Below are 13349 nucleotides of genomic sequence, written 5' to 3'. Positions count from 1 at the left end.
TTATTGAGTTATATAATGATAAATTGCGATGAAGATGAAACCTGCAGGAATAAGGATTGAATACCATTTTCCGAAAGCTTTGATCACCGGCGTATATTTTGGATGTCTTGCCCCGATTGACTGGAATGAAGACTGGAATCCGTGAGCCAGGTGTAATCCCAACAATACAAAAGAGATCACATATAAAGCCACTCTCCAAAGATCAGCAAACTTCTCATGAAGTTCCGGCCAGAAACGTTCTGCATCAGGAGTCAATCCATCTACATACTTGTAAGTAATTTCATGCAACCAGAAATCATATAAGTGAAGCGCAAGGAAAGCCAACACCACTGCTCCGGAAATAATCATATTTCTGGACATCCATGAAGAGTTCACAGATGCATTGTTTGCTGCATACTTTACCGGACGTGCTTTATTATTCTTGATCTCAAGCACAAATCCCATTACAAAATGGAAAATTACTGCAAAACCAAGAATAGGCTGCATTAAGAACTGCACAAAAGGATTATAGCCCATGAAGTCAGATGCTGTATTGAATGCATCCTTGTTCAGAACTGATAACAAATTGGTTGTCAAATGCAGTATAAGAAAAATCAGCAAAAACAGAGCTGATAATGCCATAGCGTATTTTCTACCTATCGTAGAACTCGTTAAACCTGCCATATAAGTTTAAATTTGAATTTCCACAAAATTAAGAAAGTTTAACAATATCGAAAAGTGAGAAATCTCACAATTAGACAGTTTGTAATCTTTCTAAATAAGAATCCGACCCGTTATAAATACAGGAAAACAACTAAATGGAGAACCATCATTTGAGATCATAAATCCTATCCCTGAAAACCACTTTACGGGCTGACAATGGAAGCGTCTTCACTTCATACTCGTCTATTCTTCTCGAAGAACAATAGGGCTTAACGATAAACTGTAAGGCCTTATGATAGTCTGTTTTATCTGAAATCCAGAAACAGACTTTAGATCCGCTCTTGACTGAGAATGCTTTATTCCTGCCCAAAGTATAAGAAAGCATCTCTTCTTTCCGGTTTTCAAAAACATTGCTCCCGGTTCTTACCATTAAAAATACTAAAAAAGCCATTGCAAGTCTCGTAGAATTTCTAAAATCAAATTTCAGGATCGCAGGACGTAGCAGAAATATCACTACTGAGACAGACAAAATTTCAATAAGATTCATCGGAATGTTTTCAAAAAACAAAACATCTGCTTCTGCAAACCAATGTATCGTTTTGAGCAGAATCTGAATAATAAAGTCATACAGATTATTAATTAATTCAAAATCAAAACCACCCGAAACAAGCGCTGTCATCAGAAAGGAAAATACAATGATCACTTCTGAAAAAGGGACAATAATAAAATTGGCAATCATTGAAATAAAAGAAAACTGATGAAAATAATACAGCACCAGCGGAAGAGTTGCCAGCTGGGCAGATAATGATATCGTAATAGTATTGAATATCAGCTTTTTGATATAATGATCCTGTCTTGGAAAATATTTCAGAAGCGGCTGATTCAGCCAGAAAATTCCCAACACCGCCACAAAGCTAAGCTGAAAGCCTACATCATAAAACTGCTGCGTATCGGAAACGAGGATGATGAGCGCAGACAAAGACAGCGAATGTAAAAGATCCGGCTTTCTTTGAAGCAATACCGATATAAAATAGATACTGAGCATCATGCAAGATCTCAGTACAGAGTTTCCAAAACCTATAAAAGCAGCAAATAACCATATAAAAACCAGGCTGAAAATAACAGTATACTTCCTGAATTTTAAAGGGCCTAAATATCTCATCAGAAAGTAAAATATCCCAAAAATAACAACAATATGGGTTCCTGAAATGGCCAGAAAATGAACAAGTCCGGATCTGTTGAAATCCTGTACGGTAGCAGCATCCATTTCTGTTCTGTCCGCAAGAATGATCCCTTTCAAAAATTCTTTGGTTTTTACAGACATTACCGTCCTGTCAATTTTCTTAAGCACCTTGAATCTGTACTGATGGAGCCTATCTGAAACGCTTAAGTCAGCACGTTCTGCTGAGGAAATTTCTTCCTGAAGATAAACCTGTTGCTCAATATTTTTCCGTTTTAAGTATCCTGCATAATCGAACTGGAAGTCGTATTGCGGAGAATAAGGCTGCGTAATAAAAGCGTCAGCTTTATAATAATGCACAAAATCCAGCTCTTTGGTGCTTTTAGGAAGGTATATAACGGCATTAAAGTTTTTGTCTTTCAACTGTACCGCACCTTCGTATTTCCTGTACTTCTCATTTGAATTTAATTTCCGGGTAATCCTGAAAACAATACTTCCCTTTTCTTTGTTTACTGGAACAGGATCCGTCTCAGGGGTATTATAGAAATGAAAGACACTGCCGGCACAAAAGAACAAAAGACCTGATAAAAAAGACCTTACAGTGTGCAAAAAATAAGAATGAAAAAACAGGAGAACCGAAGCTCCCAACCCAATCAGTATCACCAGATAAATGTAAATATCTGTCAATACTATTTTATCCTGAAAAACGATTCCAAGGATGAAGCAAACTGTGAGAATAAGGAGAGGCTGTTTTTGCAATTTCCAATCATTTGTATGACCAAATTATGAAATTCTCCCTTTTATTGCTATCTCTGTAATCGCTGATTAAATATAATTTAGCAGATAAAACCGCCAATAGAACGCTTGATTTTTTGCTGTTAAAATAACATTTAAATTCAAATTATTCCACTTTCAGAAACTTATCCGTCAGTCGTTTCGTTTCTTTGATATAAAACCATGGATCTTTCCCGTAATCTTCATAAGTAAAATCTCCAACCTTTTTAGGAACGGCAGGTTCTATCTGAGTTCCTTCATGCCATTCATTGAACGAAGTGATCCCGATAAAATCAGGTTTCACTTTAATAGCCGCATCAAACATATTTTCGTAATATTTACCTCCGTTTCTGTCTTTAAAATTAGTTTCATTCCATGGCCTTATCCGGGTATCTGAATAACCTGGTCCCACGCATGGAATAAAAATCAAATGATGGTCTTTTGCATAGTCTGCAAGAAACTTCCAGTTGGCTGTTGTACTCCCGAATACAAAGCCTTCGCTCGCAAAATAGGTATAAAAACCGTCAAACCCTGCAGTATCAAAGAATGCAGAATCATTCTGTTCTACCCACAATCCGATGTACAACGCATCCAATGGAGTATTTCTAAGTGTTTCTTTTCCTTCTTTTGATAAAATTTTTGCCCATTCTTCTTTAGGAATCTTATAGCTGTCATAAACATACAGCAATGGTTTCCCGGATTTTTTATAAAAGGCATGATGAGAAGAATATGTTTTGATGAGATAGGCGATCTGATCTTTAAATTCTGTGATATTTTTGTAGAACGGTTCTATATGAAAAGCTATTTTCAAACCAAAACGGTCTGCAATATCGAGATATTTCCTGGTACTTTTATCAGTAAAGGAATCTTTACCCAGCCAGCTGATCACCACTACTCCTGCTCCGGATTGCTTAATCATTTTCATATGCTTTTCAATGATGCTGGCATCGTTGGAGCTATAATTCCCCAAGGCCGGATAAAAATTTGCTCCGATATCGTCACCGCCTTTATAATGCCCGAGATTATTCCATTTGGGATCTTTCCAGTGAGGAAGAATCTCATGGTTCCAATGGGAATAACTTCCATCAGTTTGCGGATTTCCATACCAGCCATAGTAAAAGATCTGAACCTGATCCCTGCTTTTATCCTGCGCAGAGGTTTGAGAGAAGAAAAACGCAAATACAGCGAATAACAGAAACCGGCTAAAATAATTCATAGTAAAAAGTGGATTTAAAATCTCAAAAACAGTTACAAAACTTAAACTTTCAAAATAACATCGGCAGCATGATCACTGGCACCTTTCCCACCCAATTTTTCTCTTAAAAGGGCGTAGTCTGAGAGAACCTGTTCTCTTTTTTCGCCTTCCAAAACCTTTTGAAGTTCAGCGACAAGGTTTTTGGTATTCAAATCATTCTGGATCAGTTCTTTCACTACTTCCCGATCCATGATCAGGTTCACAAGTGAGATATAATTGATATTTTTAACCAGTCGTTTAGCAATGGCATAAGAAACTTTGCTTCCGCGGTAGCAAACCACTTCAGGAATATTCAGCAGAGCGGTTTCCAAGGTAGCGGTTCCTGAGGTGACAAGAGCAGCCTTTGAGCATCGCAACAGATCATACGTCCTGTTAGAAACAAAATGTACATTATCATCCACATATTTCTCGTAAAACTCTTTGGGAAGGCTTGGTGCTCCGGCAATCACAAACTGGTAGTTTTTAAAATGCGGTCTTACGGAAAGCATGATTTCAAGCATTTTTTCCACTTCCTGTTTTCTGGATCCCGGCAGAAGAGCAATAATTTCTTTTTCATTCAGTCCGTTCTCAGACTTAAATCCTTCAATACTGATTTCTTTCAGATCCGAAATAGCATCCAGCAAAGGATGTCCTACAAAATGAGAATGTACGCCATGTTTACGGTAAAAATCTTCTTCAAACGGAAGAATGACCATCATTTCATCCACATATTTTTTGATGATTTCTACCCTGCCTTCTTTCCATGCCCAAAGCTGTGGAGAAATATAATACACTACTTTAATTCCCAGTTCTTTTGCAAAACGGGCAATTCTTAAATTAAAACCTGGATAATCTACCAGGATCAGCACATCAGGTTTGTTGTTCTGAATATCTTCTTTACAGAATTTGATGTTATTCAGGATCGTACGCAGGTTCATTACCACTTCCAGAAATCCCATAAATGCCAGGTCCCGGTAGTGTTTGACTAATGTTCCTCCTTGAGCCTTCATCAGATCTCCACCCCAAAATCTGAACTCCGCATCCGGATCTTTCTGTTTCAAGGCTTTCATTAAATTACTTCCGTGCAGATCACCGGAAGCTTCTCCTGCAATAATGTAATATTTCATTTCTTCCGAAATCTTATTATTTGTTTTTTGTGCCTTCAGAACCTCAGATGATTCGGAATCATGTGAGATTTCTATGGCAGGGATAGAGAACAAATTAAAATAGATATGATCTTAATTCGTAAATTTGTTCAAAGATAATGATAAAAATGTCAGAAGAATTTGAAATCCGAAATAAAGTTGCCGAAAGCGGTCTTATCAATTTTGACCTGTCTACCTTAGTTCCAAAAGGAGAAAGAAAGGGGATAGATCTTAAAGATTTTCTGTTTCAGGAAATGATCCTTAAGGAAAAAGATTTCCGTGAAAAGGTAGAAGCCATCAATGTGGACGACTATAAAAACACTTATATTTATATTTACAATTCTGTGGATACCATTATTCCACTTTGGGCTTATTTTGTACTTACTGCAAAGCTTACGGATGTTGCCAAAAAGATTGTTTTCGGGAACCGTGAGGACCTTGAGGTTATCCTCATGCACAATGCCATACAGACCTATGACTTCAGTGATATGACGGGTAAAAGGGTCCTGGTGAAAGGCTGCTCAGACAAAGAAATTCCTGAAAATGCTTATATAGAACTGGTGGAACAGCTTAAGCCTCTTGTTAAATCACTGATGTTCGGTGAAGCCTGCTCTAATGTTCCTATTGTAAAGAATTAAGAATGAATAAATATCTATCTGCATTATTCATATTTATTGTCTTTCTGGGAATTTATTATATGGGGAGTTTCACAAGAATTCCTTTTGCAGATTGTGTAGGATTTGTGCTGACGGCAGAAAAAGAAATCTGGGTACCAACCGCTGATGCCACCAGTCATTTTTTATATAACAATACTGTTATTTTAGTAAAACTTCTCACGGGATTGAATGCGATAGAGGCCAGCCGGTTTGTAGTCGTTACCTCTGGAGCAGCAACGGTTTCTGTGATTTACATTACCCTTGGAAACCTGATCAGAAAAGACTGGGTTGCCGTCACTGCAGCTGTTGTGTTCGGGTTCAGCTTTTCTTTCTGGAGAAATGCAGAAATTGTAGAGGTCTACACTTACAATACTTTATGGGTAAGCCTTTTTTTCTTTTCTATGATAAAGGTTTTTGCAGAAAATAAAAATAAGTACATTATACTCAGCAGCCTCTTTTTAGGGATTGGCCTTTGGGTACATATTCAGAATATCCTGCTTATTCCGTCCCTGCTTGTTTTCCTTTTTTATTTCAGGCATGAAAAAAAGTATGCCTATACTTCCCTGCTTATTTTCATCGTATTATTTTCATCTTTGTTCATTGTAAATACAGCACAGGGATTACCACTAAACTCGCCTTATTCGTCACCCCAGGGAAACTGGGTGGAAAACTCTTTAAAAAAAGCTCCTTTGCAGTATGTAAAAGATTTTTTCATTTCACTGGCTTACCTTGTTCATAATTTTAATCTGTTCGTATTTTTCGGAATAGCGGGTGTGATTATGTTGTATAAAGCCCATAGGAGAATGTTTTATGTTTTCTTTACAGGAGCTGTATGTGTGTACGGTTTTTCAACATTCTATGCGGTTTCAGACAATTATGTATTTTTTCTCCCCTTTAATGTAATTTTTGCCCTTTCCATAGGCTATGGGTTGTCTTCTGTACAATATGCCGGGTTCAGAAGATTCTCATGGATATGCCTTCTTATTCCTTTAGGATATCTCCTTTCCTACAACATCGTTTTGTTTACCGAAAAAGGTAAAGAAACTGATCATTTCAAAAGCTATAAAGGAGGACTTGCGTATTATTTACTCCCATGGATGTACAATAATGCAGGAATTGTAGGCTTTACCCTGGATAAAAAAGAAGCTCCCGAACCTATTGAGTGGATGACAAGGAGTGCCGAAGAATATATCATGGTTTTGAAAAGCAAAGGATACACTGACGAGCAGATCAGAAAACTTTAACAATAATTATGAAGCGGAGGTATTTTGTAAGGCATATTTTTTGATAACTTTGGTTCACTTAATACTTAACAAACACAAAAATGAGTTTAATTGACCTACTTACAGGGAATACTAGCAACCAGGTTGCTGAACAGGCTGAAAATAAATTCGGAATCAGCAGAAATCAGGTTATTGCCCTATTGGCTGTAGCTGCCCCTCTTATTATTTCTTACCTTAGAAACAAGTCTCAGGACGCCAAAGAAGCAGAAGCTTTAAATAACGCTTTAGATAAAGACCATAACGGCAGTATCTTAGATGATCCTTCACAAGTTGAAGCAAGACAGGCTGAAGGCGGATCGATCCTTGACCATATTTTTGGAGGTCAGAAAAGCAGTGTAGAAAACCAACTATCACAGAATACAGGAATTTCCATTGATAAGATAGGCCCTATTCTTGCCATGCTGGCACCTGTAGTAATGGGATACATCGGACAGCAAAAACAGCAGAGCAATGTAGGAGCAGGAGGTCTTGGTGATCTTTTAGGGGGAATTCTGGGTAATGCATCCAACCAGGCTCAGGCTCAGCAGTCAAATCCTTTAAATGACATTCTGGGAAGTGTTTTAGGTGGCGGACAATCTCAGTCTTCAGGCAATCCTTTGAATGATATTCTGGGAAGTGTGCTGGGTGGCGGTGGAAACCAGCAACAGCAAGGCGGCGGCTTAGGCAGCATTCTTGGAAATATTTTTGGAAAATAATTAATTTAATTTGTATAAAAAAAAGACCGAAGAAGATTTTCTTTGGTCTTTTTTATTGTCATTACTTTTTAGATTTTTCTTCTGTCGTCACAAAAGATTTTGAAGCTTTTCTCGGTCTTCTCTTTCCATAACTTCCGGAATTGATCTTTCCTCTTCTGGATTTTTTGTCTCCTTTTCCCATAGTAATAAATATTTGTTGTTATGACGAATTTAGAAAATATGGATTAAAAAGCCAAGAAACCAGGCTGTTAAAATTTTATAAAAAGTAGGAAGATGGATGCTGGAAGATAGAAGGAGAATTGCCGGCAGGAATATAATTATCTGACAATTCTATAAATAATGATTCATATTTTCATTTGATCAATTTACAGTGTCTATTCCTTCTAAACTTTAATGGTTTTCCATTTTCCTCTTTTAAATAAAACAAATGCAACGATAGTAATTAAAGTCTCTGCTGCCGGAATCGAAATAAAAACACCCTTAGGTCCCATTCCCAGATATTTTGAAAGGAAATAAGCCAAAGGAATCTGGAAAAGCCAGAATCCGAAGAGGTTCACCCATGTCGGGGTCCAGGTATCTCCTGCCCCGTTGAAAGCATTGATCATTACCATCCCGATACCATAGAAGATAAACCCCGTGCTCATAATGTGAAGGGCATTCTGGGCAAAACTTTTAATCTCTGCTTCCTGGGTAAAGAAACTGACCAGAAAATTGCTGAAGAGGATAAATATCAAACTCACGGTCAACATGAAGATCACATTATATTTCACCGTTTTCATTACAGACTGCTCAGCTCTCAGCATTTCGTTGGCACCCATATTCTGTCCGACCAGTGTAGAAGCCGCATTGCTCAGTCCCCATGCAGGAAGCATAAAAAACATCATCAGTCTCAATGCTGTCTGATAACCGGCCGAAGCATTTTCACCACCTGTTGTAGCAACAAGTTCTGCAAGGAAAATCCAGCTGCATGAAGCAATCACAAACTGAAAGATTCCGGGAGTTGCAATTTTGATAATAGACTGAATCAAACCATAATCCGGTTTAAAATAAGCAAGCCTGATACGGATCTGGGTATCTGCTACCAGCAAATGATACAACTGATAAATTACTCCTATACTTCTTCCTATTGTTGTAGCCAATGCAGCTCCCGTAAGCCCCATCGCAGGAACCGGACCGAAGCCTTTTATCAGAACCGGACAAAGAATAATGTTGGCAATATTGGCAATCCATAAACTTTTCATAGCAATGGTTGCATTTCCGGCCCCTCTGAAAATACCATTGATCAGAAACAGCAGCATGATAATGGTGCTGCTCCCCATCATAATCCTTGTAAAATCTTTTCCATATGCTGCAGCTTCAGGTCTTGCCCCCATCAGAATAAGAATTTCTTCTGCGTATATTACTCCCAGTAAACTCAGGATCAATGTGACCGCAACCGAAACCAATAATACCTGCGCAGCACTTCTGGATGCCTGTTCCGGATTTTTCTCACCAATTCTTCTTGCTACCAGAGCTGTAGCCGCCATACTCATCCCGATGGCTATAGAATACATCACAGAAAGTACTGACTCTGTAAGCCCTACCGTCTGAATTGCAAAACCGCTTTCTTTCAGATGTCCTACGAAATACAGATCAACCAGAGCAAATACCGATTCCATAGCCATTTCAAGCATCATCGGTATTGCCAAAAGTAAAACTGCACTTCTGATATTTACCTTTGTGTAATCAGTATCTTCTCCATTAAAGGCCTTCTTCAAAAAATCAAGGTATCGTGTCATAATCTTTGTGATTTGTATGACAAAAGTATTGATTCAAAACCAATTGCAAATTGGCATATGAAAAGTTTTTTAAAAGATTAATCTCTGTTGAAAGGACTTCAGTTTTTACATCCTTAAAAAAATACAAAAAATAAGAAATTCTATTTTACAATAATTTTTTATTGTAATACAATAAATTTTTATACATTTACAACAAAATAACAACTATGAAATTAATTGGCAACAAATCTCTGTCTACCATTTTAAATAAAATATTACTGATCGGATGCATCGTTCAGCTTCTGTATTTAGGTTATATGGTCTTCGGTTTTATCATCTCTTATATCAACCTTCACAATGGAACCTATTATTTTTCTGATATTTTTATGGTTGGAAACCTCAGTAACGGAGAAGTAAAAGAGGCGCCGGATTCGCTGAATTTCCGGTTCAGTATGCCGTTTACTGATGCTATAACTATGGGAAGCTATACATGGCACAGTTTTATTTCAATTGTATTTTTCCTTGGGTTCTACAGTACATTTACCTTTTATCTGTTCAGAATATTTAAAGGGATGAGTCATGATCTTATTTTTAATGTTGAAGTGATCCGGGATCTGAAAAAGTTTGCAGTACTCAACATCCTGTTCATACCTATATACTGTCTCATTCTTTACTTTCTGAAACAGTCTCTTTACAGTATTGATCCCATGCAGGTATTACTCCATTTCGTCACAGGAATCATCATACTTTTTATCATGGAATTCTTTAAAAAAGGATATGAACTGCAGACCCAAAATGACCTAACCATATAATTATGCCCATTATTATCAACATAGATGTGATGCTTGCCAAACGAAAAATGCAGTCTCAGGAACTGGCCGAAAAAATCGGAATCACGCAGGCTAACCTCTCCATTCTAAAAAACGGAAAAGCAAAGGCAATTAAGATCTCCACTCTGGAAGCCATCTGCACAGCCTTAGAATGCCAGCCAGGCGATATACTAGAATTTAAACTATAAAAATAAAACACCATGAAACGTACACAAGTATTTCAAAAGAAAATATGTCTTATTATCGGGATTATTCTTGCTCATTGTATTTACGGCCAGGAACTTACCAATGACCACAAGCAAATGTTAAAGTACGACAATACAGCCTACTTTGCAGCTTTAGTCAATAAAGAAAATATCAATGCATGTTACCCTATAGAAAATACAGCATACACCCTCTTAGGATTAGCCATCAAAATGAACAGCAAAGAAGTATTTCAAAAACTGATTGATGAAAAAGCAGATCTGGAAAAAACCTGTGATGGAAAGACCCCGCTAATGTTTGCTGCAAAGTACGGTAATACTGAAATGGCCAAAAAACTCTTAACCAAGGGAGCCCAAAAAGATACCAAAACCGATAGAGGATATACAGCACTGGATTATGCAAAAAAGTATGAAAAACCGGAAATCATCAAACTTCTGGAATAATATTTCGTATATTATCTACTATAAACTCCCGGTCCGTGATCGGGAGCTTTTTATTATTTAACAGTCAGTTGTTATTCAAACCTACCATTTAACAAAGATCAATTTGTTAAAATTCTCTTAAAGCATAAATTTATATTGATAAAATTTACTTAAAAATTACTCTGGAATAGCTGATAAATTATTTAACTCACTAGATTTGGCAAAAATAAATACCATGAAAAAAAACATCATCACATTTTTGATGCTTCTGCCTTTCGCATACCAGGGACAAAGTAAAATTGATAATTTAAGCTTCGAAAATGTTGAAAACAATCTGCCGAAATCATGGAGCATCATTGGAGACAGCCCGGCAACGATTTCTGTTGATAATAAAGAAAGACAGGATGGGCAATACTCCGTTCTTGCACAATCTACCGTGAAAGGTATGGCAGGACTCATGTATACACTTCCTGAAAACTATGCAGGAAAAAAGATCACCATTTCCGGTTATATCAAAACAGAAAACCTTACTGACGGATTTGCAGGAATCTGGATGCGGATAGATCCCAAAGTCGGCTTTGACAATATGCAAAGCAAAAATATAAAAGGGACAACTCCATGGACGAAATATGAAACTACCCTTACCCTCTCTCCCGAAAACTCAAAAAAAATTGTAATCGGAACTCTTTTTACAGGCAAAGGAAAAGCATGGTTTGATAATATCAGAATAAGCATTGATGGAAAAGATATTCAGGATGCTGTAGCCTTTCAGAAGCCACAGGTGAATGCCGATCTTGATCACGAATTTGATAAAGGTTCAAAAATAAGCAGTATTGATACCGGTAAAAAGAATATGGATAATCTAAAAAATCTGGGTCTGATCTGGGGATATCTGAAATATTATCATCCCAATGTAGCCGGAGGAAAATATAACTGGGATTATGAGCTTTTCAGGATCTTACCTAAAATCAGTGGCGCTTCAGCGAAACAGAGAGATGAGATCCTGGCAGACTGGATCAAAGGTCTGGGAACATTTCAAACCGAGAAATTCACCTTCGATACAAAAAAAGTAAAGATAGCCCCAGATCTCAACTGGATCACCAATTCAGGGTTTTCAAAAGAACTTTCCGACCTTCTTCTTCAGCTCAAAGATGCTAAAAGACCTAAGGCAAATTATTATGTAGACTTCTATGATAATATTGGAAATCCTGATTTCAGCAATGAAAAGCCTTACGAGAATGAAGCATATCCGGATGCAGGTTTCCGTCTTCTTTCGCTTTACAAATACTGGAACATCATTCAGTATTATTTCCCGTACAAAAACCTCATCAGGGAAGACTGGAAAGAAGTGCTACCCGAGTTTATTCCCAAATTTGCCGACGCAAAAAATGAGACCGATTATACGCTTGCCGCTTTAGAGATTATTGCAAGAATTCATGACACTCATGCAAACGTATGGGGATCTAACAAGGCATTGGACAAGTATTTCGGAGCAAGACATGTTCCTGTAAAACTTACCTTCGCAGAGAATAAAGCAGTAGTAAGCAGCTATATCAATGATCAGCTTGGTAAAGAATCCGGACTGCAGACAGGAGACATCATCACAGAAATTAACGGAAAACCGGTAGATCATATCGTAAAGGAAATGCTGAAAATAAGTCCTGCTTCCAATTACGCTACCCAACTGAGAGATATTGCAAGAAAATTGTTGAGAAGCAATTCGGAAACAATGAATATTAAGATTTCCAGAAACGGAAAAACGGAAAGTCTGGCTGTAAAAACGTTTGAACCTAAAGAACTCAATATTAAAAAAGAACCAAAAGATTTTTTTAAAATGCTGGATAACCAAACCGGTTATTTTTATATGGGAAGTGCTGACGGTAAAAAGCTTTCCGAGAGCTTCGACAAACTCAGGAATACCAAAGGAATTGTAATTGACTTAAGAAGCTATCCATCTGATTTTGTTGTGTTTTCTATGGGGAAATTATTAAAAAAGGATTCTTCGGATTTTGTAAAGTTCACTCAAACCACCAACCAGATGCCGGGACTTTTTACATTTACTCCAAATCTTGGCGTAGAAGGAAACGGACCTGAGCATTATAAAGGAAAAATTGCAATTCTCATCAATGAAACTACGCAAAGTAGTGCAGAATATCATACAATGGCTTTCAGGACGGCTCCCAACTCAAAAGTTTTTGGTTCTACAACGGCAGGTGCTGATGGAAATGTTTCAAGAATTCTCCTTCCAGGAAATATTTCAACCATGATCAGTGGTATCGGAATTTATTACCCGGACGGAACAGAAACCCAGAGAACCGGAATTGTTCCGGATGTAGAGATTAAACCTACAGTAGAAGGAATCAAAAATGGTAAAGATGAGGTACTGGATAAAGCTCTTGAGTGGATCAAAAGCTAATTCTCAAACTGCCTTAGAAGGACTCAGACATCTTCAGTTATTCTTTTATCAGTAAAAAACAAATTCAAAAAAACTTCCTTTCGGAAGTTTTTTATTTATAAAACCTGCAAA

Annotated in this window: 13 protein-coding genes; 7 read left to right on the top strand and 6 right to left on the bottom strand. The window is 37.3% G+C overall.

Annotated elements, in window-relative coordinates; translation table 11 throughout:
• The 4 genes from ACTJJF_RS08075 to lpxB form a co-directional block, all read right to left on the bottom strand.
• The gene (locus ACTJJF_RS08075) at positions 1-663 is read right to left on the bottom strand and encodes a succinate dehydrogenase cytochrome b subunit (protein WP_312303433.1); all 663 of its coding nucleotides are present in this window, start codon (positions 661-663) and stop codon (positions 1-3) included.
• A 145-nt stretch (positions 664-808) separates the two neighbouring features.
• Positions 809-2581 (bottom strand): ComEC/Rec2 family competence protein, encoded by a 1773-nt coding sequence (locus tag ACTJJF_RS08070; protein ID WP_440699312.1) that lies wholly within the window; start codon positions 2579-2581, stop codon positions 809-811.
• A gap of 142 nt (positions 2582-2723) precedes the next feature.
• Positions 2724-3812 carry a glycoside hydrolase family 99 protein gene (locus tag ACTJJF_RS08065; RefSeq protein ID WP_440699311.1) on the bottom strand — a complete coding sequence of 363 codons (1089 nt, stop codon included), beginning with the start codon at positions 3810-3812 and terminating at the stop codon, positions 2724-2726.
• 41 nt (positions 3813-3853) lie between these two features.
• Positions 3854-4957, bottom strand: a complete 1104-nt coding sequence (gene lpxB, locus ACTJJF_RS08060) for a lipid-A-disaccharide synthase (protein WP_440699310.1) — start codon at positions 4955-4957, stop codon at positions 3854-3856.
• 146 nt (positions 4958-5103) lie between these two features.
• On the opposite strand from lpxB, the gene ACTJJF_RS08055 reads away from it, so the two are divergent.
• The 3 genes from ACTJJF_RS08055 to ACTJJF_RS08045 all read left to right on the top strand — a co-directional run bounded on the left by ACTJJF_RS08055 (position 5104) and on the right by ACTJJF_RS08045 (position 7609).
• On the top strand, positions 5104-5613 hold the full coding sequence (locus ACTJJF_RS08055; protein ID WP_312303423.1) for a DUF2480 family protein: 510 nt from the start codon (positions 5104-5106) through the stop codon (positions 5611-5613).
• Between the two features lie 2 nt (positions 5614-5615).
• Positions 5616-6875: a protein O-mannosyl-transferase family gene (locus ACTJJF_RS08050; protein WP_440699309.1), complete on the top strand. Its 1260-nt coding sequence runs from the start codon at positions 5616-5618 to the stop codon at positions 6873-6875.
• Between the two features lie 80 nt (positions 6876-6955).
• A complete protein-coding gene (locus ACTJJF_RS08045) occupies positions 6956-7609 on the top strand; it encodes a DUF937 domain-containing protein (protein WP_312303417.1) in 654 nt (217 codons plus the stop codon).
• Between the two features lie 61 nt (positions 7610-7670).
• On the opposite strand, the gene ACTJJF_RS08040 is transcribed toward ACTJJF_RS08045, so the two are convergent.
• The gene (locus tag ACTJJF_RS08040) at positions 7671-7790 is read right to left on the bottom strand and encodes a 30S ribosomal protein THX (protein WP_440699308.1); all 120 of its coding nucleotides are present in this window, start codon (positions 7788-7790) and stop codon (positions 7671-7673) included.
• Between the two features lie 202 nt (positions 7791-7992).
• Entirely contained in the window at positions 7993-9387 is a 1395-nt protein-coding gene (locus tag ACTJJF_RS08035) for an MATE family efflux transporter (RefSeq protein WP_440699307.1), read from the bottom strand.
• A gap of 206 nt (positions 9388-9593) precedes the next feature.
• Between ACTJJF_RS08035 and ACTJJF_RS08030 the strand changes: the two genes are divergently transcribed.
• From ACTJJF_RS08030 to ACTJJF_RS08015, 4 genes are all read left to right on the top strand, one after another.
• Complete coding sequence (locus ACTJJF_RS08030; protein WP_440699306.1) at positions 9594-10178, top strand: DUF2975 domain-containing protein; 585 nt, start codon at positions 9594-9596, stop codon at positions 10176-10178.
• Between the two features lie 2 nt (positions 10179-10180).
• The gene (locus ACTJJF_RS08025) at positions 10181-10384 is read left to right on the top strand and encodes a helix-turn-helix domain-containing protein (protein WP_440699305.1); all 204 of its coding nucleotides are present in this window, start codon (positions 10181-10183) and stop codon (positions 10382-10384) included.
• A 12-nt stretch (positions 10385-10396) separates the two neighbouring features.
• Positions 10397-10843 (top strand): ankyrin repeat domain-containing protein, encoded by a 447-nt coding sequence (locus tag ACTJJF_RS08020; RefSeq protein ID WP_440699304.1) that lies wholly within the window; start codon positions 10397-10399, stop codon positions 10841-10843.
• 214 nt (positions 10844-11057) lie between these two features.
• The gene (locus ACTJJF_RS08015) at positions 11058-13238 is read left to right on the top strand and encodes a S41 family peptidase (protein WP_440699303.1); all 2181 of its coding nucleotides are present in this window, start codon (positions 11058-11060) and stop codon (positions 13236-13238) included.
• The last annotated feature ends 111 nt before the right edge of the window (positions 13239-13349 follow it).

Source organism: Chryseobacterium sp. 22458, from assembly GCF_052044975.1.
Taxonomy (GTDB): domain Bacteria; phylum Bacteroidota; class Bacteroidia; order Flavobacteriales; family Weeksellaceae; genus Chryseobacterium.
The sequence above is the reverse complement of the archived record's forward strand: the minus strand, read 5'-3'. Positions and strand labels throughout refer to the sequence as shown.

Bases quoted from the DNA above. Each gene is read 5' to 3' on its own strand.
- ACTJJF_RS08075 (WP_312303433.1), bottom strand. From the start codon at position 663: ATGGCAGGTTTAACGAGTTCTACGATAGGTAGAAAATACGCTATGGCA.
- ACTJJF_RS08065 (WP_440699311.1), bottom strand. From the start codon at position 3,812: ATGAATTATTTTAGCCGGTTTCTGTTATTCGCTGTATTTGCGTTTTTC.
- lpxB (WP_440699310.1), bottom strand. From the start codon at position 4,957: ATGAAATATTACATTATTGCAGGAGAAGCTTCCGGTGATCTGCACGGA.
- ACTJJF_RS08055 (WP_312303423.1), top strand. From the start codon at position 5,104: ATGTCAGAAGAATTTGAAATCCGAAATAAAGTTGCCGAAAGCGGTCTT.
- ACTJJF_RS08050 (WP_440699309.1), top strand. From the start codon at position 5,616: ATGAATAAATATCTATCTGCATTATTCATATTTATTGTCTTTCTGGGA.
- ACTJJF_RS08045 (WP_312303417.1), top strand. From the start codon at position 6,956: ATGAGTTTAATTGACCTACTTACAGGGAATACTAGCAACCAGGTTGCT.
- ACTJJF_RS08040 (WP_440699308.1), bottom strand. From the start codon at position 7,790: ATGGGAAAAGGAGACAAAAAATCCAGAAGAGGAAAGATCAATTCCGGA.
- ACTJJF_RS08035 (WP_440699307.1), bottom strand. From the start codon at position 9,387: ATGACACGATACCTTGATTTTTTGAAGAAGGCCTTTAATGGAGAAGAT.
- ACTJJF_RS08030 (WP_440699306.1), top strand. From the start codon at position 9,594: ATGAAATTAATTGGCAACAAATCTCTGTCTACCATTTTAAATAAAATA.
- ACTJJF_RS08025 (WP_440699305.1), top strand. From the start codon at position 10,181: ATGCCCATTATTATCAACATAGATGTGATGCTTGCCAAACGAAAAATG.
- ACTJJF_RS08020 (WP_440699304.1), top strand. From the start codon at position 10,397: ATGAAACGTACACAAGTATTTCAAAAGAAAATATGTCTTATTATCGGG.
- ACTJJF_RS08015 (WP_440699303.1), top strand. From the start codon at position 11,058: ATGAAAAAAAACATCATCACATTTTTGATGCTTCTGCCTTTCGCATAC.